General features: G+C 64.9%; 17 protein-coding genes. 8 read left to right on the forward strand and 9 right to left on the reverse strand.

What is annotated here, in order from left to right:
* Positions 1-5 precede the first annotated feature (5 nt).
* The gene (locus tag V6F88_RS24650) at positions 6-1,196 is read right to left on the reverse strand and encodes an acyl-CoA dehydrogenase family protein (protein ID WP_332612863.1); all 1,191 of its coding nucleotides are present in this window, start codon (positions 1,194-1,196) and stop codon (positions 6-8) included.
* Between the two features lie 217 nt (positions 1,197-1,413).
* Here V6F88_RS24650 and V6F88_RS24655 point away from each other — a divergent pair, with 217 nt between their 5' ends.
* The 5 genes from V6F88_RS24655 (at position 1,414) to V6F88_RS24675 (ending at position 6,591) form a co-directional block, all read left to right on the forward strand.
* Positions 1,414-1,818: a Zn-ribbon domain-containing OB-fold protein gene (locus tag V6F88_RS24655; protein WP_332612864.1), complete on the forward strand. Its 405-nt coding sequence runs from the start codon at positions 1,414-1,416 to the stop codon at positions 1,816-1,818.
* Positions 1,815-2,987, forward strand: a complete 1,173-nt coding sequence (locus tag V6F88_RS24660) for a thiolase (RefSeq protein WP_332612865.1) — start codon at positions 1,815-1,817, stop codon at positions 2,985-2,987. Before V6F88_RS24655 ends, V6F88_RS24660 begins: the two co-directional genes overlap by 4 nt.
* A 63-nt stretch (positions 2,988-3,050) precedes the next feature.
* Complete coding sequence (locus V6F88_RS24665) at positions 3,051-4,571, forward strand: class I adenylate-forming enzyme family protein (RefSeq protein ID WP_332612867.1); 1,521 nt, start codon at positions 3,051-3,053, stop codon at positions 4,569-4,571.
* A gap of 108 nt (positions 4,572-4,679) precedes the next feature.
* Positions 4,680-5,603 carry a Bug family tripartite tricarboxylate transporter substrate binding protein gene (locus V6F88_RS24670; protein ID WP_332613041.1) on the forward strand — a complete coding sequence of 308 codons (924 nt, stop codon included), beginning with the start codon at positions 4,680-4,682 and terminating at the stop codon, positions 5,601-5,603.
* 19 nt (positions 5,604-5,622) lie between these two features.
* On the forward strand, positions 5,623-6,591 hold the full coding sequence (locus V6F88_RS24675; RefSeq protein WP_332612869.1) for an NAD(P)H-dependent flavin oxidoreductase: 969 nt from the start codon (positions 5,623-5,625) through the stop codon (positions 6,589-6,591).
* Between the two features lie 15 nt (positions 6,592-6,606).
* On the opposite strand, the gene V6F88_RS24680 is transcribed toward V6F88_RS24675, so the two are convergent.
* From V6F88_RS24680 to V6F88_RS24700, 6 genes are all read right to left on the reverse strand, one after another.
* Positions 6,607-8,073 carry a type VI lipase adapter Tla3 domain-containing protein gene (locus tag V6F88_RS24680; protein ID WP_332612870.1) on the reverse strand — a complete coding sequence of 489 codons (1,467 nt, stop codon included), beginning with the start codon at positions 8,071-8,073 and terminating at the stop codon, positions 6,607-6,609.
* A 176-nt stretch (positions 8,074-8,249) separates the two neighbouring features.
* Positions 8,250-9,074: an effector protein Tle3 domain-containing protein gene (locus tag V6F88_RS27935; RefSeq protein WP_442880388.1), complete on the reverse strand. Its 825-nt coding sequence runs from the start codon at positions 9,072-9,074 to the stop codon at positions 8,250-8,252.
* A gap of 36 nt (positions 9,075-9,110) precedes the next feature.
* Positions 9,111-10,580: a T6SS effector phospholipase Tle3 domain-containing protein gene (locus V6F88_RS27940; RefSeq protein WP_442880389.1), complete on the reverse strand. Its 1,470-nt coding sequence runs from the start codon at positions 10,578-10,580 to the stop codon at positions 9,111-9,113.
* A gap of 97 nt (positions 10,581-10,677) precedes the next feature.
* Positions 10,678-13,188, reverse strand: a complete 2,511-nt coding sequence (locus V6F88_RS24690; protein ID WP_332612872.1) for a type VI secretion system Vgr family protein — start codon at positions 13,186-13,188, stop codon at positions 10,678-10,680.
* Positions 13,189-13,351: 163 nt separating this feature from the next.
* On the reverse strand, positions 13,352-14,347 hold the full coding sequence (locus V6F88_RS24695) for a Bug family tripartite tricarboxylate transporter substrate binding protein (protein ID WP_332612873.1): 996 nt from the start codon (positions 14,345-14,347) through the stop codon (positions 13,352-13,354).
* 231 nt (positions 14,348-14,578) lie between these two features.
* On the reverse strand, positions 14,579-15,484 hold the full coding sequence (locus V6F88_RS24700; protein ID WP_332612875.1) for a LysR family transcriptional regulator: 906 nt from the start codon (positions 15,482-15,484) through the stop codon (positions 14,579-14,581).
* Positions 15,485-15,634: 150 nt separating this feature from the next.
* Between V6F88_RS24700 and V6F88_RS24705 the strand changes: the two genes are divergently transcribed.
* The 3 genes from V6F88_RS24705 to V6F88_RS24715 are packed head-to-tail and all read left to right on the forward strand — an operon-like array spanning position 15,635 to position 18,646.
* Positions 15,635-16,549, forward strand: a complete 915-nt coding sequence (locus V6F88_RS24705; RefSeq protein WP_332612877.1) for an SDR family NAD(P)-dependent oxidoreductase — start codon at positions 15,635-15,637, stop codon at positions 16,547-16,549.
* Positions 16,550-16,556: 7 nt separating this feature from the next.
* Positions 16,557-17,417, forward strand: a complete 861-nt coding sequence (locus V6F88_RS24710; protein ID WP_332612878.1) for a MaoC/PaaZ C-terminal domain-containing protein — start codon at positions 16,557-16,559, stop codon at positions 17,415-17,417.
* The gene (locus V6F88_RS24715; protein ID WP_332612879.1) at positions 17,414-18,646 is read left to right on the forward strand and encodes a CaiB/BaiF CoA transferase family protein; all 1,233 of its coding nucleotides are present in this window, start codon (positions 17,414-17,416) and stop codon (positions 18,644-18,646) included. Before V6F88_RS24710 ends, V6F88_RS24715 begins: the two co-directional genes overlap by 4 nt.
* A gap of 82 nt (positions 18,647-18,728) precedes the next feature.
* Here the strand turns inward: V6F88_RS24715 and V6F88_RS24720 are convergent, their stop codons facing one another.
* The gene (locus V6F88_RS24720) at positions 18,729-20,252 is read right to left on the reverse strand and encodes a fumarate hydratase (RefSeq protein ID WP_332612880.1); all 1,524 of its coding nucleotides are present in this window, start codon (positions 20,250-20,252) and stop codon (positions 18,729-18,731) included.
* Between the two features lie 162 nt (positions 20,253-20,414).
* Complete coding sequence (locus V6F88_RS24725) at positions 20,415-21,182, reverse strand: crotonase/enoyl-CoA hydratase family protein (protein WP_046806488.1); 768 nt, start codon at positions 21,180-21,182, stop codon at positions 20,415-20,417.
* Positions 21,183-21,252: the final 70 nt, after the last annotated feature.

The following is a 21,252-nucleotide window of genomic DNA, read 5'->3' on the forward strand; positions in this document are numbered from 1 at the left end:
CGGGCCTACAGGCCCAGCACCAGGCGGGCGATGATGCCCTTCTGCACTTCGGTCGTGCCGCCGTAGATGGACGTCTTGCGCATATCGGCATAGCCCGCGCCCGATGCCGCGGCCATCGCCGGGCCCGGCCCGTGATCGTCGTGGTCGGCCAGCAGCCAGTCGGGGTCGTAGGGCCAGGCGTCCGGCCCCGCCACTTCCATTTGCAGCATCGCCAGATCCTGCTGGATCTCGGACCCGCGAATCTTCAGCACCGAGGCCTCGGGGCCGGGCGTGCCGTCGTTGCTGGACGCCACGCGCAGCAGCAGCATTTCCAGCGCCATGATGTCCACTTCAATGCGCGAGATGCGGTCGCGGAAACGGCTGTCGGCCAGCAAGGGCTTGCCGCGCGATTGCGCTTGCGCCGCCATGTGTTTCAAGATGCCCAGTTCGCGATGGCAATGGCCCAGCCCGGCGATGCCGGTGCGCTCGTGGCCCAACAGATACTTGGCGTAGGTCCAGCCCTGGTTCTCCTCGCCCACCAGGTTTTCCACCGGTACGCGCACGTCTTCCAGCCAGACTTCATTGACGTCGTGGCCGCCGTCCAGCGTGCGGATGGGGCGCACCGTCACGCCCGGCGCTCGCATGTCCAGCAGCAGCATCGAGATGCCGCGTTGGGCACGCGCGTCAGGGTCGGTGCGGGCCAGGCAGAACATCCAGTCGGCGTACTGCGCCAGCGTGGTCCAGGTTTTCTGGCCGTTGACGACGTAATCGTCGCCATCGCGCACGGCGCGTGTTTTCAGCGACGCCAGGTCCGACCCCGAACCCGGTTCGGAATAGCCCTGGCACCACCAGTCCTGCACGCGAGGGATGCGTGGCAAAAAGCGCGATTGTTGCTGCGCGCTGCCGTATTTCATCAGCACGGGGCCAATCATCGACAAGCCGAACGGCAGCAGGCGCGGCGCGCCGGCCTTGAAGCATTCCACTTCGAAGATCAGGCGCTGCAAGGCGTTCCAGCCCGTGCCGCCGTGCGCTTCCGGCCAGTTCGGGGCGCCCCAGCCCTGGGCTGCCAGGATGTTGTGCCAGCGCACGTAGTCGTCGCGTTCCAGCCGCTGATGGCGCAACACCTTGTCTCGGATATCGGCGGGCAGGCGGGTGGCGGCAAACGCGCGCACCTCGTCGCGGAATTGGCGCTCTTGCGGCGTCCAGGTCAGGTTCATGGTCTACCTCCTTTGCCCGGTATCTAGCCATGGCGCAGGCGGCCCCACAATCTGCCTCTTCCGAAGACCCGCTTCGCGCTGGATGTAGGGCAACGCAACGCGCCGCCGGGTGGCCCACTACCGCTTCGCAAAAGGCCTGCTTCAGCAATGAAGAATGGCAGAACCTTGGCGCAGTGCCGACACTAGCAGCCGTCATCCACTGGAATCCCATCGCACCATGACTGTTTCCGATCACAAGGAAGGCGTGTCGCAGGGCGTCGAGGCGCAGTACCGCCAGGCGCTCGACCAGGGCCGCTTTCTTATCCAGCACTGTGGCGGTTGCGACCGCGCGGTCTTCTATCCCCGCATGGTCTGCCCGCACTGCGGCGCGGACAAACTGACCTTCACGCCGGCCGACGGTCGCGGCGCCGTCTATTCCACCACCGTCGTGCGCCGCAAACCCGAGGCGGGCGGCGACTACAACGTGGCGTTGATCGACCTGCAAGAAGGCGTGCGCATGATGAGCCGAGTTGAAGGCGTTGCGCCGGCCGACGTGCGCATCGGCATGGCCGTGCGCGCCCGAGTGATTCAACAGGACGGCCACGGCCTGGTGGTCTTTGACGCTAAGCAGGAGGCGGCATGACGCTTGACGATTTGCGCGGCGCGGTGGCCGTGGCCGGGGTCGGCCATGCGGGCCTGGGACAGGCCAACGGCTTTACCGAAATGGAAATCCTGGTGCAGGCGGCGCAGCGCGCCGTGGCCGATGCAGGGCTGACCCTGCGTGACATAGACGGCATCTGCACGGCCAGCGTGGCCGCGCCGATGTGGGCCATGCCGGTGATCGAACACCTGGGCATCCGCCCCACCTTCATCGACAGCACCATGCTGGGAGGCTCCAGCTTCGTGGCGCACCTGTTGCCGGCCATGCACGCGCTGGCGTCCGGCCAGTGCAACGCCGTGCTGGTCTGCTATGGCAGCACGCAGCGCACGTCCACGCTGAGCCGCGCCGAAGTGGGCCGCGTGCGCAAGCAGTTCGACCCCCAACCCTATGAAACGCCCTACGACCCGCTAAGCCCGCTGTCCTCGTACGCGCTGGCGGCGGCGCGCCACATGCACCAGTACGGCACCCGCCGCGAGCATCTGGCGCAGGTAGCGCTGGCGGCCAACCAATGGGCGCAGCTGAACCCCGAGGCGCAGCTGCGCCAACCCACCACGCTGGATGAAATTCTGTCGGCGCGCATGGTGTCCGACCCCTTGAGCGTGCGCGATTGCTGCCTGGTTACCGACGGCGCGGGCGCCTTTGTGCTGGTGCGCGCCGACCGTGCGCGCGACCTGCCGCGTCCGCCAGTCTACGTATTGGGCAACGCCACGGCAGTCTGGAACCGGCAGATTTCGTCCATGCACGATTTGACGGTGACCGCCGCCGCGCAGTCGGGCAAGCAGGCCTTCGACATGGCCGGCGTGTTGCCGCGCGACATCGACGTGGTCGAACTCTACGACGCCTTCACCATCAACACGTTGCTGTTCCTGGAAGACCTGGGCTTTTGCGCCAAGGGCGAATCCAAGGACTTCATCGCGGATGGCGCCATCGCGCCGGGCGGCCGCCTGCCGGTCAACACCAACGGCGGCGGTTTGTGCTGCGTGCATCCCGGCATGTACGGCGTCTTCATCATGATCGAGGCCGTGCGGCAATTGCGCGGGGAATGCGGCGACCGGCAGGTGGCCGATGCGCACCTGGCGCTGGTGCACGGCAACGGCGGCACCTTATCCAGCCAGTCGACCGCCATCCTGGGCACCCAAGCCACGCTTTGATCCCCGCGTGGATCCACGCTTTGACCGGTTCACTCTTGCACTTTGACTTGCACGCCACCCTCGATGCCTCAAGCAGAAACCCTTACCCGCATCCATGAACTGCTGGCCCGCCAGGCGCGCCAGCAACCCGACGCCATCGTGCTGTACGAAGAAGGCGGCGGCACCGTCACCTATGCGCAGCTATGGCAGCGCGTACAGGCCGTGGCCGACTGGCTGCGCGGGCAAGGCGTGCAGCCCGGCCATCGCGTGCTGCTGGTGGGCGAAAACTGCACCGCGATGATCGCGGCCTTGTTCGGATGCGGCGTGGTGGGCGCGTGGCCGGTGGGGGTGAATGCGCGGCTGTCCGCCCGCGAGGTGGACAACATCCGCCAGCACGCGCAGCCCGAACTGCTGCTGTACACCACCGGCGTGTCGTCCGCCGCTGCCGCGCATGCCGCAGACGCGAACGCGGTGGACGCGGACGCCGCCGTGTGGGGGCCGGGCGTGCAGGCCGCGCGTGCCGGCACGCCCACCGCTGCTGAAACCGATGCGCTGGCCTCGGAAGTGGCCACCGTCATCTACACGTCCGGCACCACGGGCGCGCCCAAAGGCGTGCTGGTGCCGCATCGCGGCCTGCTGCATTTTGCGCGCGTGTCGGCAGCGTCGCGGCGCTTGACGCCGCACGACATCGGCTACGCGGCGTTGCCCATGTCGCACATCTTCGGCATCGCCACGGTGCTGATGGCGACCGTGCACGCGGGCGCCAGCCTCGTGCTGCGCAGCCGCTTCGACGCCGACGACGCCTTCAAGGCGCTGGCGCATCCCGGCGTCAGCATCCTGCAAGGCGTGCCCACCATGTTCAGCCGCATGATGGCCGTGGCGCCGCCGCGCGCCGAACTGCGCGCCCCCGCCCTGCGCTATCTGTACACCGGCGGCGCCGCGCTGGACCCCACATTGAAGCGCGACGCCGAACGCTACTTTGGCGTGGCGATGCATCACGGCTACGGCATCACCGAATACGCGGGGTCGATGTTCATCACGCGCATCGACGAGCCGCGCGATGACTGCTCGGCCGGCTATGCGGTGGACGGCGTGGAAATGCGCCTGGGCAGCCCCGATGCGGGTGCACCGAAACCCGGCCAGCGCGGCGACATCCTGATCCGAGGCCCCGGCGTCATGCTGGGCTACTACCGCAACCCGGAACAGACCGAGCAGGCGCTTCTGCCCGGCGGCTGGCTCGACACCGGCGACATCGGTTATGTGGACGACAGCGGCGCGCTGTTCATCGCCGGCCGCTCCAAGGACCTGATCATCCGCTCGGGCTTCAACGTCTATCCCATCGAAGTGGAGTCGGTGATCAACGCCTTTCCGGGCGTGCGCCTGTCCGCCGTGGTCGGCCGCAACACGGCGGACCAGAACGAAGAAGTGATCGCGTTCGTCGAGCCCCTGCCCGGCGCGCGCGTGGATACCGACCTCTTGATGCTGCACCTGCGCGCCCAGCTGGCGCCGTACAAGCGCCCCGCGCGAATCATTTCCATCGACACGATTCCCACGACCGTCAGCGGCAAGATCCTGAAGCAACCGCTGAAAGAAAGGCTGGCGTAGGCGCGGACTCGCTGTTCCGCTCCACGACCGGCCACTTAACCACAAGGAGACAACAGCGTGAAACTCAAGACTTTCTTTGCCGTGGCCACCGCCACGGCAGCCTTCGCCATGGCGTTCAGCGCCGGCGCGCAGACGTACCCCGACCGCCCCATCCGCCTGCTGGTGGGCTACGCGCCCGGCGGCCCGGTCGACACCACGGCGCGCGTCTTCGCCAAGTATCTGGGCGACAAGCTGGGCCAGCCCGTCGTGGTGGAGAACCGCGCGGGCGCCAGCGGCATGATCGCCTCGGACGCCACCGCCAAGGCCACGCCCGACGGCTACATGCTGGGCTTTGCCGCCAGCCCCACACTGACCATGTCGCCACTGGTTCAGCGCAGCACGCTGTTCGACCCGCGCCGCGACTTCTCATTGATCGGCCTGGTGGTCGATTACGCCAACGTGCTGCTGATCGGCCCGCAGATTCCCGCCAGGAACGTGGGCGAGCTGGTCAGCTATGCGCGCTCGCATCCCGATGCCGTGTCGTTCGGATCCGCCGGCATCGGCGCGTCCAACCACCTGTCGGCCGAGCTGCTTAAAAAGCAGGCCGATGCGTCGATGCTGCACGTGCCGTATCGCGGCAACTCGCCCGCCATGATGGACGTGATCAGCGGCAAGGTCACGTTCATGTTCGACATCACCAGCACGGCGATCCCGTTCATCAAAAGCGGCAAGGCCCGCGCGCTGGCCGTCACGTCCAAGACCCGCAACCCCGAGCTGCCCGACGTGCCCACCATGATGGAAGCCGGCATGAAGGACTACGAAGTGGTGGGCTGGTATGCGCTGGTCGGCCCCAGGAAATTGCCCGACGCCGTCTCGGCCCGCCTGACGCGCGCGCTGCAAGACGTGTCCAAGGACCCCGCGTTCCGCAAAGCCATGACGGAAGGCGGCTACACCATCAACGCAGGCGACGCCACCGCCCTGCAATCCCGCATCGACCGCGAATACGCCTTGTGGTCGGACGTTATCCAAAGCGCCAACATCCAGGCCAACTGACCCTTACCGGAGCCCACCGATGCCCGCCCCGCTTGCGCTACGCGCCCAGACCCGCCTGCCGATCATCGGCGCCCCCATGTTTCTGGTCTCTGGGCCCGAGCTGGTCGTGGCGCAATGCGCGGCGGGCATCATCGGCACCTTCCCATCCCTGAACGCCCGCCCGCAGGAGCAGTTGCAAGACTGGATCACGCGCATCGAAGGCGGGCTGGCCGCCACACGCCGCGCCCATCCCGACGCCAAGGTGGCGCCCTACGGCGTGAATCTGATCATCCACCCCAGCAACCCGCGCTGGCAGGGCGATCTGGCCATCTGCGCCGAACGCCGCGTACCGCTCATCATCACGTCGCTGCACGCGCCGGAAGCGGTGGTGCGGGCCGTGCATCCTTACGGCGGTCTGGTCTATCACGACGTCACCAACGTGCGGCACGCCAAGCGCGCGCTGGAGGCGGGCGTGGACGGCCTGATCCTGGTGGCGGCGGGCGCGGGCGGCCACGCGGGCCAGATCAATCCGATTGCGCTGGTCAACGAAATCCGTGCGTTCTATGACGGCCCCTTGGCGCTATCGGGCTGCATCAGCCATGGCAAGGACGTGCTTGCCGCCGAGGTGCTGGGCTGCGACTTCGCCTACATGGGCACGCGCTTCATCGCCACGCAGGAATCGCTGGCGGGCGATGCCTACCGCGAGATGGTGCTGCAAGCACAAGCCGCTGACGTGACGTACACGCCATACTTTTCTGGCGTGCCCGCGAACTACCTGTCGGCCAGCATTCTGGCGGCGGGATTGGACCCCGTGGCCTTGTCCCGAAATGGCGAAGCGCCCCCCGCCAACATGGACAAAAACTCACGGCCCAAGGCGTGGAAAGATGTCTGGAGCGCCGGCCAGGGGGTAGGGTCAGCGCAAGAGATCCTGGCCATCGCGACGCTGGTGGATCAGCTGGAAGCCGAATATCTCAGCGCGCGGGCGGCGTTGGTGGCGGCAGCGGGCTAGCTTGCTTCAGCCGCATCACTTTTCCGACTCCCCCAGCAAATCCATACTCGGCCCGCCAGCGATGAACTGATCCAGCAGGCGCTGCTCGGCCGCGATTCTCTCCGGGTCCACATACCGCGCGGGTGGCGGGGCGTTACGCGCGCTTTCTTGCGTCAGTTCCGCAAACCGCTGCAAAAACTCCGGTGACGGCGCTTCGCTCAAGGTGCGGGTTTGCGGGCGCAGCTGCACGCCGAAGGGATCGTTCGCCGGCTTCTGGCCCGGCGTCGGTGAACTGATGGTGATCACCGTTACCCGGTCGTCACGGCGCAGCGGGACGATGGCGCTGGTGTCGGCGTTCAGATAGCTGGCCATGGTGGCTAGCGCAATACCCACAAAGGGAGACGCCGCCCCCGTGTCGCCCAGGCGTTGCGTCAGGTCGTAGCTTTGGTCCGAAATCAGCAAGTCGAGCGAGCTGTCGGCCATCTGCAAAGCGGGAAGCAGATCGGCCAGGGCGGAACGGTTCAAGCCTGCGTCGTAGAAGACTCGCGTGGGCGCGTGAGCCAGAGGCGTCACGGCCCGCGTCCAGGCGTTTGCGATGGCCGCATGGCGAGCCTCGCCTTTCAGGGGGATGCCGTCGGAGTGCAGCGAGACTTCCACCGGGCGGTGCAGCCGCGCCAACGGCGTCAGGCGGTCCCATTGCTGGAAGCCGCGTTCGGTGATGGGCTGAGGGAACCAGGGGCTGGGTTGGAAGGAATATGGCGGGTTGCGGCGCCAGCCGGTGAAGGCGGGGTCAATGTCGTTCTTGTGCGGTTTGGTGTACTTGGCAAAGCCGCGCAACCAGTCCAGGCGCTCGGGGCGGGCAAAGACGATGGCGGTGACGGCGTCTGTCAGCTCGCCGGGTTGGCGGGGGCCGGAACCCAGGCCGATGGGCTTGTCGTCTCGGGTACCCAGGGCGGAGTGCATTGCATAGGAGTCCAACGCATAGACAAGAAGCGCCGGCATATCGGGATTCTGCTCAAAGACTCTAAACAAATAGCCCACAAATTCCTCGGGCGTGTTGTTGCAGATCACCCCCGGTCTGAGCGGCTTACTGCGGTGCCAATGTAAGCCCGCAGGCCCCATCGTTCGATCGGCCATCCCGCCCAGGAAAATTGACACCCTTTCCGGAGAAAAGCGCAATCGATCCAGCTTTGGATCGTAATCGCGTACGACCGTCAAAGAGGGGATCACCCAGCGCTCAGGAAAGCCTCGCAGCGTCAACTCCAACGCGTTGGCCTTACGCTGCGCCCAAGCCGTCGTCCTGTCTTCCGCAATGGTTGGATAGAACGTGGTGTCCAACTGCAACGCCGTTCCAACGAGCAACACATCAGCTTGCGCGGAATTTTGTTGTAGCAGTTGCGCCCACACCTGGCCTTGACGATAAACGTCAAGGCTCAAGCCAACGCGGATGATGTCCAACGTCTCCAGGCGTGGGGACGAGGAGGACGCAGAGAAAATAGGCATTACAACTCCGGGGGATTGCGGAATGGGATCAACGGGAATCCACGCATCAGGCGCTGGGGGCAATTCGCAAGCCACTTCCTTCCGCTCGGAGGACTCCCTTGAACTATCGGCCTCGGCGAGTACCTCTTGCTGAAACGTAGCAGCCAACATAAGAGCCATAGCGCAAGATATGAGCTTCATTCCGACTCCCCGTCACCAGCCGTGAGATTGCGGCCAGCATCTCTGTCCTTTCGGGTCTGCGTAGACACCAATGTGGGCAACTTCATTTGATGGATCGAGGCAGGCACGCTGCCTCCTCCCCTACGCGACAACTTCCCATCTTCGCCATAGAGCGTAATCTTCCTGCTTCGATAGAGATCGGTAGCATTGACGAGTTCGAGGTTGTCGGCGCTTTCATTTTTGTAGTACTCCTGGATCGCTTCGTCTGGAAGTTTTCCTGTATCCGCTTCTTCATCCAACTCCACCCAAGCCATCCTCCAATCCGCCACCCGACACAAATACGCATAGAACGGCTCATCATCAATACTGCGTGCCTGCCCTATCGCCAGGTCGTACGCCATCGCGCGTTGGCTATGCATCGAATTCGCGGGGATTGATGAATGAAAGGAGATCGGGCTTTGCTCGTCCGCCCCCGCGTCCATTCTTCGCCGACGCGCCTCGTTCGGGCTTTCCTGATATGTCACCTTAAAGCGACGCCCGCCCACATGGTCGACCCCGGTGATCCGGTGCCAGTCCGCTGCCCAATCGTTGTTTTCCGGTGCGGTGTACGGGTTGCGCAGCGGGTCGTTCAAGTCCGTGAGTTCGGCTTCAAGCAATGGCGCATACGCCATGCTTGCACTGCGGGAGCTATAGGTTTGCGGGACCGGTCCGGCGCTTTCCGGTAAGGTCACCACGCGGGTACCCGCCACACGTATGCCCTTGTTCGTAATGGCAATCGATGCATCTATCGGATCGTCCGGCGCGTGTACCGGTGCGATACCCGCCGATGCCTGCTCGGCCATCACCACGCCGCCCGACCTGAAGTCCGCCACAAACGGCTACGGCAGGGCTGGCGCATTGATGGGCACCGACTGGCCAGGCGCGAAGTCGGCGTTGGCCGCCCATCGCTGCGGCAAGCCCATGCCCGAACCCTCCCAGGTGCTTTCATGCTGTTGGCGCAAGACGTAGTTTTGAGTTGGCGGCAGACCAATGGGTTGGCTCTTGCCGTCCCGCGCTCGCATGGTGAAGACGCGTTGATGAAAATGGCTACCCAGTGCGGACAATCCGGGGCCGTCAATATCACCCACCCACTGCTTCGCCATGTTGCCCACCATCGTGGGCACGAAATCCACCGTCGTCCGCGGCTTGCGCGCAGGCATGGCTTGGTAAGTCAAGGTGTCGGCAACGCCTTGCCAGCCGATACCCTGCACGTTGCGCATGCCGACGGTTTTGTCCTCGGGGGAGAAATAGAGGAACACGCGGCCGCGATTGTCACGCTCGGAAAAGGCAACGTCTTTGCCGTCCAGCGTGGTCTGGCACTGCACGCCATTCCAACGCAATCCACCGATGCAGGAAGGGCTTGAGGGGTCGGCCATCTGAGCGAAGGTGGGCACCGGGTTGGGATTTGCGCCGATGAAGCCGACGATATTCGCAAGCGTTGTCACGCGCGCCTGGGTGGTCTGCTGCGCCTCGGACATCTCCATGCGCTCGAAGCGAGACTCCAGCAGGCTGTATGGCGGGTTCATCATGATGACCGCATCCACGGGGCGCTTGCCTTCGTCCTTGAGCAAAGCGTCGGCCAGCAGGGTGATCAGCGTGCCCTGGCTGTGCCCGACCACATTGATCGTGTCGTTCTCGCCGGTGGTCTTGCCGCCAGGATGGCGATAGGCGCGAATCATATTCACCAGCATGGCCAGGCGCTTGGCCGCCAGCAGCATGTACTTGCGGCTGGGCGCCATGACCAGCGGATGGTCGGGGGACCCAAATAGCGGGTTGATCGGCAGCAGGCCAAGCAGCTTGCCGGAGAAACCCTCACCCCACATATCCGGAATGGAAGTCGTGGCATTCGCGAACATCCCGCCCTGCTTGATACCGTCTTTGTCGAGCCTGTTGTGGTAGCGGTCCAGCCATTCTCCGTGCTCGGTCTTCTTGTCGATGTATTGCTCTTCTTCGCGAAAGCCCCAATAGAACGGGATGACGACACTGCGCGACGCGCCGCCGAACTTGCCCGCGGATGCTCGGCGGCGATAGTAGACGGCGTCAGGATTGGGCGCCGCGCCCTGATCCTCGGCGGGCAATCGGTAACTGGCGGGATTCAGCGCGGCGCAGCTTCTACTGCCGTCCGCGGCCTTCAAATGATCCAGGCGCTCATTCAAGCCCACGCAGATGCCGGTTTCCAGGTCGTCATACACGCCGGCCAGATCATTCACCCCGTGAATCAGAATCACCACGCAGGGCTTTGCCTGTTGTACCCGCACGATCGCAGGGCGCGCGCCGGGCAACAGCAGCGCCTCGGGCTGGCCCGTCAACGGGACGGAATGTGTTGCCATGGAACCTCCTTCGTCGAAGTGAATTGGCCCGCCGGCAGCCCGGCCAATCGCATCAGGGCCCGCCCCCGTGGCCGCGTCAATCGGCGTCGTGCAAGGTCAGCGTCGCGATGTGCATCGCGTCGCTTTCCATCAACTGCGTCGCGCCTTGCGCGTCGGTGATGCCTTGGACGGTTTCGCCATTGTTCAATGTGATCGTGTAGCGGCGGTGGGCCACCGGGCGCACGCCGTCCGGCAGAGTCACGATGAATTTTCGTTGGGTCGGGCCAAGGTCGAACCGGGGGAGTTCCGCCGCCAAGCTGGCCGCCCCCAGCATCTGATGGCTGGCCGCCTTGACCGTGAACGCACCGGGGCAGCCAAACTCAATCGCGCCATCCTGCATCTTGATGTAGGCCCCGCCGCACAACAGCGTGATGTGCTTGTCGGCAACCGCCAGGACATGCGCGGCGGCCGAGGAAATTTCAACGCTTTTCTCGGCTTGCACGCGGACGCTGCCATGCTGCGCCTGCAACAGCATCTGGCCTTGGTGGGCGATGTGCCGCATATTCCCGCCCTGTGTGAAGAGGCTGATTCCCTGCCCCGCATTCATAACGACGGATTGCCCCGCCGTCAGGTGCAGGTTCTTCTGCGCAACGGTATCCGCGTTGCCGCCCGCCGCCACGGTGATCGACGCCGGCGCGCCCACGGCAAGGCCCGCCGGGCTGCTCAACGCAATAACGGGTTGGCCGCCGTTGCTGCCCCCGGCTTCGTCGTTGGCGCCATGCCCCAGGTCCCGCACGTTGTCCGTCAGCTGCTGCTGGCGCGTTGGGTCAAGCGGCAGCGCCTCGTGGCGGGCGGCATATGCGCCCAGGTTACGGGCCAGTTCCAGAGCGCTTTCCAAGCGCTGCACCATTTCGTTACGGGATAGCTGCCCGCCCTTGGCGTGTGCTTGTCCGTCTGTGGTCAGCAATATTCCCTTTGCGGCGCGCACCGCGCCCTGTCCGTCCGTGCGCAGCTCAAACCCTTCACCACGGGGCGCCCCGCCTTTGGGCCGGGGCTGCGTCAAATAACCCAGATGCAGTTGGGAGGCGGCATGGTCGCTCATCAGCGCCGCGCTGATCTGGGCCAAGGTGTCGTCCAGCCGCAGTTCGTTCGCGCGTTGCCCTTTGTGCTCTTTGGATTTGATGGTGGCAATCGTGTTGTGCCGGGGCAGCGCGTAAGGCGGCAGGTTGGTCGCGCGGAATAGCCGCCCCATGGCAATTGGCTGGTCGCAATCACCGTTCAAGAAATTCACGACGACCTCTTGACCGATACGCGGAACCGCCATATGCCCCCACTGCGCGCCCGCCCAATCCTGCGCCACGCGTATCCAGCACGAGCTGTGTTCATTGTTGCGGCCGAGGCGGTCCCAGGGAAATTGAACCTTTATCCTGCCAAAGTCGTCGCAGTAGATTTCTTCGTTGGGCGGGCCGACAACGGTGGCCGTTTGTGAGCCATCGATGCACGGTCTGCCGCGGGGCGACGGCTTCCAGTCCGTCTTGGCAGGCACGAGTTCAGCCGTGTAGCCGTAGTGCGTGCCTGACTGGGCGTCCGGGCTGTCCTGCTCCTGGCTGACATGCTGAACCCCATGGTGACGCATACGTACCGGACGCCACTTTTGGTTCCACTCGTCGCGCGCGTGGCCTTGCAACAAAAAGGCCAGGCCGGGAACAAGACGCGGGTCGTCGCCTTCGACTGACGCGCTGCAAGCGTCGTTACGGCGCCCCAGCAAGCGGGTCCGCGCAAAGGGCTCGCCCGCCTCATCGCGCTTGTAGCGCCCGGGATAGTCGTAACGCTCGTAGCCCATGTCTTGATGGGGCTGATCCGCGGCGACAGCGCTGTGTTCCAGCTCATACCGAGGGTGCGTATAGGTGTAGTCGCGCTGTGTCTGGATAGCGGTGCGTACGCGCTCGGTATAGCTAAAGCGCTGCAAGCCGGGCGTGGGTGGGTCGCCGCCGGAGGTGGCGTGGTAAATGACCGGGTCGCCCGGGATGTCGTCGTTGAGGGTGATGCGGTCGCCGTGTATCAGACGATGCCCACCGTCGGAATGCGCGTAGTAATAGAAATAGCCTTCCTCGGCAGCAAGCCGGTCCAGGAAAGCGAGGTCCGTGTCGCCTGCCTGCACGCAATACTCGCGCGGCAGGTGTTCGAAGGTGCTGATCTGTTCGTAGTCGGTGATGCCCTGGCGTTTGATCACGTCGGCCATGATCTCGGGCACGGATAGATGCTGATAAATGCGCCAATCGGAACAAAGGGCGGCACGCGCCAAAGACGGTTCGACGACTGCCCGATAGCGGGTACGGCGAAAGCCGGTAGCGGCTTGTTCAAACTCAGTGACGATGCCGTGTACGTGGCGCGCGGCTTGCGCACCCTGCCAGATGGTGAACAAGGCCGCTTCGTCCAGCATGGCGCCGATATCCATGTCGGATTCCGTGCTGGATAGCCACAGCGTCAAGCGATACGTTTCCGACAGCGCTTCGTCCAGCGTGAACTCGACAACGTCGAAGGCAACGCCGATCGCCCTTGCCTTCACAGGCTGAAAGGTGAAACGGAAAGTCGGCTGGCTGGGCATGGCAGAGTCCGTATGGATTTCCTGCCAGGAGCCTAGCCGACCCCACGCCAAACAGATATAGAACAAATCTGAAATGCGGGGCCGCAATCCGAAGCCCCTATCCGGCATTCATCAATCTGCCCGATGCGGTCTGCCTTATTTCATCTGCTCTATCTCATCTGCCTTATTCCAGCTTGATATTCGCCGTCTTGATCAGGTCGCGCCATTTCACGATCTCGTCGCGCACGAACGCGCCGAACTGTTCGGGCGTGCCCGGCTTGGGCTCGGCGCCCGCCGCGATCAGGCTCTTGGCCGTGGCCGGGTCGGACAGCACCTTGACCATGTCGGCGTTGATGCGCTTGACGATATCGGGCGGCGTGCCCTTGGGCGCCATCACGCCGCTCCAGGAATAGGCCTCGTAGCCGGGCAGGCCCGACTCGGCGATGGTGGGCACGTCGGGCAGCATGCTGGAACGCGTGGGGTTGCCGACGCCCAGCGCGCGCACCTTGCCACCCTTCAAGTGCGGCACGGCGGACGGGCCATCGGCGAACATCACCTGCACCTGTCCGCCCAGCAGGTCCTGCATGGCCGGCGCGCTGCCGCGATACGGCACGTGCTGGATGCGGATGCCGGCCATGGCGTTGAACAATTCGCCCGCCAGGTGCGTGCCGCCGCCCGTGCCCGACGACCCGAACGACAGCTTGCCCGGGTTCTTCTTGGCGTAGGCGATCAGTTCGCCGACGGAGTTCACGGGCAGCGCTGCGTTCACCACCAGCACGATGGGAAACACCGCTGCCATGCCGACCGGCACGAAATCGGTGGTGATGTCGTAGGTCAGGTTGTTGCGCAGGCTGGGCAGCACCGCGTGGTGGATGGACGCGAAGAAGAAGTTGTAGCCGTCGGGCTCGGCCTTGGCTGCGAATTGCGCGCCGACGATGCCGCCCGCGCCCGACTTGTTGTCCACCACGGTGGGCACGGACCACATCTGCCCCAGCGGCTGCGTGGTGAAGCGCGCGGTGGTGTCCACCGGACCGCCCGCCGGAAACGGCACGATGAAGGTCACGGCATGGCCTGGCCACGTGGCGGCGCGTGCCGGCGATGAAAACAAAGTGGGCAGCACGGCCGAGGCGCACGCGGCGCCCAGCCCCGCGATGACGCGGCGGCGTTGAGGATCAATCACTGCGGTCTCCTGGGTCTCGGTGTTGTTCGCGATCAGGCGTTGGATGCTGCCGCCCGCCGCTCTTTTTCTTCGCGTGGCTCGTCTCACGCTTTTTTATTATTTTCCGAGAGCCCGGATTCGCCGCTACACATTTTCAAAAGCCCCTCTTTCGCACCCGCCCCAACGTTCGATCATCGGACAGGAATTTCCCTGAGTCCCGTCGCGGATACGACATACGGACGAGGGCCCGGCTTAGGCCGACTGCCCGCGCGCCGCGCGTTGCACATGTTCGATAAAGCACTCGGCAAAGCTGGGCAGGTCGCGGCCGCGCTGGCGGCACAGCAGGCGGTCGCGCAGCGCCCAGGCGTCTTCCAGCTTCAGCACGTGCAGCGCATCGGGGCGGCTGTAGCGCGCGGCGCAGGCGCGTGGCACCACGGCAATGCCCGCGCCCGCCTCGACCATGCGGCACACCGCCTCGAAGCTGCCCACGTGCACGCGCTGGCACAGGCGCTTGCCCAGGCCGCTGGCAATGTCTTCCAGAAAGGTCTGGATGGCGCTGTTAGGGTGGATGCCCACGAACTGGTAGGCGTCGACCAGGTCCGCGAAGTGCGCGGACTTGGACGCGGCCAGGGGATGCTCCAGCGAGGTCACCACGGTGAGCTCGTCGCGAAACAAGGGCGTGACGTCCAGCCCCGCCACGTCAATATTGCCCGCCACCAGCCCGAGATCGCCCGCGCCCGCGCGGATGGCGATGACAATGTCGCCAGAAATTTTCTCTTCGAGCTCGACGTCCACGTCAGGGTTCTCCGCCAGGAACGTGGATAAGGCATCGGCCAGGAATGAATTGGTGGCCGTGGTGTTGGCCAGCAGGCGCAAGCGCCCTTTCAGGCCGCTGGCATAGGGTTGCAGATCGGCATTCAGGCATTCCAGTTGCCGGAAGACGGCATTGGCGTGTTTAAGCAGCACCTCGCCCGCCGGCGTCAGCGCCACGCCCGTGGCCAGCCGCACCAACAGGCGCGCCTTGAACGCTTCTTCCATGTGCTTGACCCGGGCGCTTGCCGCCGGCAAGGACAGGAACGTGCGTTCCGCGGCCCGGGTCAGGTTGAGGGTTTCGCCCACGTTCAAGAACAAACGCAGGTCCGTCAGATCATGTCTCATGTTCCACCACGCAGAAGGGGGGCATTTCTAATTTTGAATTCTTCGAATGCCGCCACGAATCTACCATGGGGCATTCCCATGAACCAGACCGGTTGATGCGGAACTGTTTTCCAACGACGGCGCGTGCGCCGCAGCAAAGGAGTCAGGGCAATGAGCGGCATCGTTTCCGGAAAGGTAGTGGTCGTCACCGGCGCGGGCGGAGGCATCGGGCGCAGCATCGCGCTGGCGATGGCCCAGGCGGGCGCCAAGGTGGTGGTGAACGACATCGGCGTGTCGCTGACGGGCGAAGGCGGCGGCGAGGGCCCCGCACAAGCGGTCGTGCGCGAAATCACGGCGGCAGGCGGACAGGCGGTGGCCAACACCGACAGCGTGGCGGCGTACGACAGCGCCAGCCGCGTCGTGCAGACGGCCATCGACGCATTCGGACGCATCGACGCCGTGGTCAACAACGCGGGCAACCTGCGCGACCGGGTTTTCCACAAGATGAGCGAAGAGGAATGGCGCCAGGTGATCGACGTGCACCTGAACGGTTCGTTCTTCATGAGCCGCGCGGCCGCGCCGTATTTCCGCGAGCAGGAATCCGGCGCGTTCGTGCACATGACATCCACCTCGGGCCTGATCGGCAACTTTGGCCAGGCCAACTACGCGGCCGCGAAATTGGGCATCGTGGCGCTGTCCAAATCCATCGCGCTGGACATGGCGCGCTACAACGTGCGTTCGAACTGCATTGCGCCCTTCGCCTGGAGCCGCATGACGAGTTCCATCCCGGCGGAAACCGACGCAGAAAAGGCACGCGTCGAAAAATTGAAGAAGATGGAAGCGGGCAAGGTTGCGCCGATGGCCGTGTTTCTGGCCAGCGATGCGGCCAGCGAGATCACCGCGCAGATCTTCGCGGTGCGCGCCAACGAAATCATGTTGATCAGCCAGCCGCGCCCGCTGCGCACGGTGCACCACAGCGAAGGCTGGACGCCCGAACGCATCGCCGACATCGCCGTGCCCGCCATGCGCAAGCACTTCTACGCGTTGGAGCGTTCGCCCGACGTGATCGACTGGGACCCCATCTGAGACCGCCATGCCGCTGGATTACGCGACCGTAAAGAACTGGCGCTTTGACGAGGTCCGTCAGCGCTATGACCACAAAGACACCATGCTGTACGCTTTGGGCATCGGGTTGGGCCAGGACCCCGAGGACACCCGCCAGCTGCGCTACGTGTACGAAGAAGATCTGCAAGCATTTCCCACGATGGGCGTGGTGCTGGCGTACCCAGGCTTCTGGGTGCGCGACCCGCGCAGCAGCATCAACTGGGTCAAGGTGGTGCATGGCGAACAACGCCTGACCGTGCACGCGCCGCTGCCGGCCGCGGGCCAGGTCAGCAGCCGCAGCCGCAACACGCATGTGATCGACAAGGGCGCGGACAAAGGCGCCATCGTCATCACCGAACGCACGCTGCACGGCGAGGACGGCGCCTGCCTAGCCACCTTGCGGCAAAGCACCTTCTGCCGAGGCGACGGCGGCTTTGGCCAGGGCGATGCCAGCCCCGAGCCCCTGCCCGCCACGCCGCAGGGCGACCCGGACCTGCGCTGCGAATTGCGCATCGCCCCCAACGCCGCGCTGTTGTATCGCCTGAACGCCGACCCCAACCCGCTGCATGTCGACCCCGAGGTCGCGCGCCAGGCCGGGTATCCGCGCCCCATCCTGCATGGGCTGTGCTCGTATGGGGTGGTGGCGCACGCGATCGTGAAAAGCTGCTGCGACTACGACGCATCGCGGCTGACCAGCCTGAACACGCGCTTCTCGGCGCCGGTGTATCCCGGCGAAACGCTGCAATGCGACATCTGGCGGCTGCCGGACGGGCAGATCCAGTTCCTGGCGCGCTCGCGCGAACGCAACGTCGTGGTGATGAGCCACGGTACCGCGACGGTGCAATCATGACGCGCGCGCCCGCGCTGGACGGCATCCGCGTGCTGGACCTGTCGCGCATCCTGGCCGGCCCCTGGTGCACGCAGAACCTGGCCGACCTGGGGGCCGACGTCATCAAGATCGAACGCCCGCGCGTGGGCGACGACACGCGCGCGTGGGGGCCGCCATACCTGAAGGATGGCGACGGCCAGGACACCAGCGAGTCCGCGTACTACCTCAGCGCCAACCGCAACAAGCGCTCGGTGGAAGCGGACATGGCCACGCCGGAAGGCGCGGCGCTGATCCGCGAACTGGCTGCCGTCAGCGACATCCTGGTCGAGAATTTCAAGGTGGGCGGCCTGGCCAAATACGGGCTCGACTACGACAGCCTGAAGGCCGTCAACCCGCGCCTGATCTATTGCTCGGTCACGGGCTTCGGGCAGGACGGGCCCTTTGCACAGCGCCCCGGCTACGACTTCATGATCCAGGGCATGGGCGGGCTGATGAGCATCACCGGCGAACGCGACGACCTGCCCGGCGGCGGCCCGCAGAAGGCGGGCGTGGCGGTGACCGACATCGTTACCGGCATGTACGCCACGGTAGCGATCCTGGCGGCCTTGCAGGAGCGGCATCGCAGCGGCTTGGGGCAGCATCTGGACATCGCCTTGCTGGACAGCCACGTGGCATTGCTGGCAAACCAGAATTCCAACTACTTCAACTCGGGCGTGGCGCCCACCCGCGCGGGCAACGCCCACCAGAACGTGGTGCCGTACCAGGTGTTCGCCGCCAGCGACGGCCACCTGATCGTGGCCACGGGCAATGAATCGCAGTACCGCGCGTACTGCCGCGCCATCGGCGTGCCGGAATTGGGCGACGATCCGCGCTTTGCCACGAACCGGTTGCGCGTGACGAATCGCGAGGAACTGATCGGCATCCTGACGGGGATCATGCACGAGGGCCGCCGTGACGACTGGATTGCCAAGCTGGAAGCGGTGGGCGTGCCGTGCGGCCCGATCAACAATATTGCGCAGGCTTTTGCGCATCCGCAGGCGCAGGCGCGGCAGTTGCGTCGGGACATGCCGCATCCGTTGGGCGGCGTGGCGCCGGTGACGGCAAGCCCGTTACGCTTTTCAGGGTCGCCGGTGGTGTATCGGCGCGCCCCGCCGCTGCTGGGCGAACATACGGAGGAAGTGCTGCGCGAGGTGCTGGGCAAATCGCCGGACGCGATAGCGGCGTTCACGAAGGGTACGCGCGGCGCCTAGGCGCCATGCCATGCCGCGTCAAAAAAAAAGGCCGCTGATTTCTCAGCGGCCGTTTTTATGTCAGCGTGGATCGGTGCGAGGCTTACGCCACCGCCACCGGGATCTTGCCGATCTTGGCTTGCCATTCCTTCGGCCCCGTCGTGTGGACCGACGTGCCCTGGGCGTCCACCGCCACGGTCACCGGCATGTCCTTGACGTCGAATTCGTAGATGGCTTCCATGCCCAGGTCCGCAAAGCCCAGCACCTTGGCGCCGCGAATTGCCTTGGACACCAGGTACGCCGCGCCGCCCACGGCCATCAGGTAGGCCGAGCCGTGCTTCTTGATGGCTTCGATGGCGACCGGGCCACGTTCGGACTTGCCGATCATCGAGATCAGGCCCGTCTTCTCAAGCATCATGTCGGTGAACTTGTCCATGCGCGTGGCGGTGGTGGGACCCGCGGGGCCGACCACTTCATCGCCCACCGGGTCCACCGGGCCCACGTAATAGATCACGCGGTTGGTGAAGTCCACCGGCAGCGGCTCGCCCTTGGCCAACATGTCCTGGATGCGCTTGTGCGCGGCGTCGCGGCCGGTCAACATCTTGCCCGACAACAGCAGCGTCTGGCCCGGCTTCCAGCTGGCCACTTCTTCCTTGGTCAGCGTGTTCAGGTCGACTTGCTTGGACTTGTTGTAGTCCGGCGCCCAGTGCACTTCGGGCCATTCGGACAGCGACGGCGGGTCCAGGCGCGCGGGGCCCGTGCCGTCCAGTTCGAAGTGCGCGTGGCGCGTGGCGGCGCAGTTCGGGATCATGGCAACCGGCTTGGACGCGGCGTGCGTGGGGAAGGTGCTGATCTTGACGTCCAGCACGGTCGTCAGGCCGCCCAGGCCCTGCGCGCCGATACCCAGCGCGTTGACCTTTTCGTAGAGCTCGATGCGCAGCTCTTCCAGCTTGTTCTGCGGGCCGCGGGCCAGCAGTTCGTACATGTCGATGTCTTCCATCAACGACTGCTTGGCCATCAGCATGGCCTTTTCCGCGGTGCCGCCAACGCCGATGCCCAGCATGCCCGGCGGGCACCAGCCGGCACCCATCGTCGGGACGGTTTTCAGCACCCAGTCCACCAGCGAATCGCTGGGGTTCAGCATGGCAAACTTGGATTTGTTTTCCGAACCGCCGCCCTTGGACGCGATCTGCACGTCGACCTTGTCGCCTTGGACCAGTTCGACGTGCAGGATACAGGGCGTGTTGTCGCGCGTGTTCTTGCGGGCGAACAGCGGGTCGTCCAGCACGGAAGCGCGCAGCGGATTGTCCGGGTTCAGGTAGCCACGGCGCACGCCTTCGTCACACAGTTCCTGCAAGGTGCGCTTGGTGTCAAAGCGCACGCTCATGCCGATCTTCAGGAAAACGTTAACGATGCCGGTGTCCTGGCACAGCGGGCGCTTGCCTTCGGCGCACATGCGCGAGTTGGTCAGGATCTGCGCCATCGCGTCACGCGCGGCGGGGCTTTCCTCGCGCTCGTACGCGCGCGCCAGATGGCGGATGTAGTCCACGGGGTGGTAGTAGCTGATGAACTGGATGCCATCGGCTATCGACTGGATGAAGTCTTCTTCTTTAATGATGACGGACATGGCGATTTGCGGGTCTAGATGGAAAACTGGATATTGAAAACGCGGCTGGCACTAACTGCCAACCGCTGTGGAAAGAACAATTTTTGCCGCCGGGCCGCCCCAAGGCAAAAAACGCCCCCTCGGGGGGCAGCAAGCGAGCGGAGCGAAGTGCGGCGTGGGGGCTCATTTACCTTGCCAGACCGGCTTGCGCTTTTCGGCGAAAGCCGTCGCGCCTTCCTTGGCGTCGGCCGACGAAAAGATATGGGCGATCAACGGGCGTTGGCGGTCGAACATGCCGTCCTGTTCCCAATCAACGGCCTGCGACACGATGCTCTTGGCGGTCTGCACGGCCAACGGGCCGTTTTCAACAATGGCGCGCGCCAGTTCCAGCGCGCCGGCCAATGCGCCGCCCGGTTCGGTCAGGCGGTTGACCAGGCCGAACGAGTAGGCGCGTTCAGCGGTCAGCATTTCGCCCGTCAAGATCACTTCCATCGCGATGTGGTACGGCAGGCGGCGCGGCAGGCGTAGCATGCCGCCGGCGCCGGCCACCAGGCCGCGCTTGACTTCCGGCAGGCCGAACTTGGCGTTGTTGGCAGCCACGATCAGGTCGGAAGCCAGCGCCATTTCGCAGCCACCGGCCAGCGCATAGCCTTCCACGGCGGCGATCAGCGGCTTCTTGGGCGGGCGTTCGTTCAAGCCGGCAAAACCACGGCCTTCAACGTAGGGGCGCTGCCCGGATTTGGCGAATGCCTTCAAGTCCATGCCCGACGAGAACGTGCCGCCGCCGCCCGTCAGGATGCCGATGCGAATGTCGTCGCGGCTGTCCAGCTGGTCCAGCGCGGCGGCCATGGCCTGGGCGGTTTCCAGGTTGATGGCGTTCTTGGCTTCGGGGCGGTTGATCGTGATGATCTGGATGCCGTCGGTGACTTCCACCGTGATCAGGTCTGACATAGGACTGCTCCTTCCGGGATTTCTCGGAATCGGGTTCCGGGTTTTATATAAGACTTGGGACGTAACCCGG

It is taken from the genome of Achromobacter sp. ESBL13 (genome assembly GCF_036668755.1).
Classification (GTDB): domain Bacteria; phylum Pseudomonadota; class Gammaproteobacteria; order Burkholderiales; family Burkholderiaceae_B; genus Achromobacter.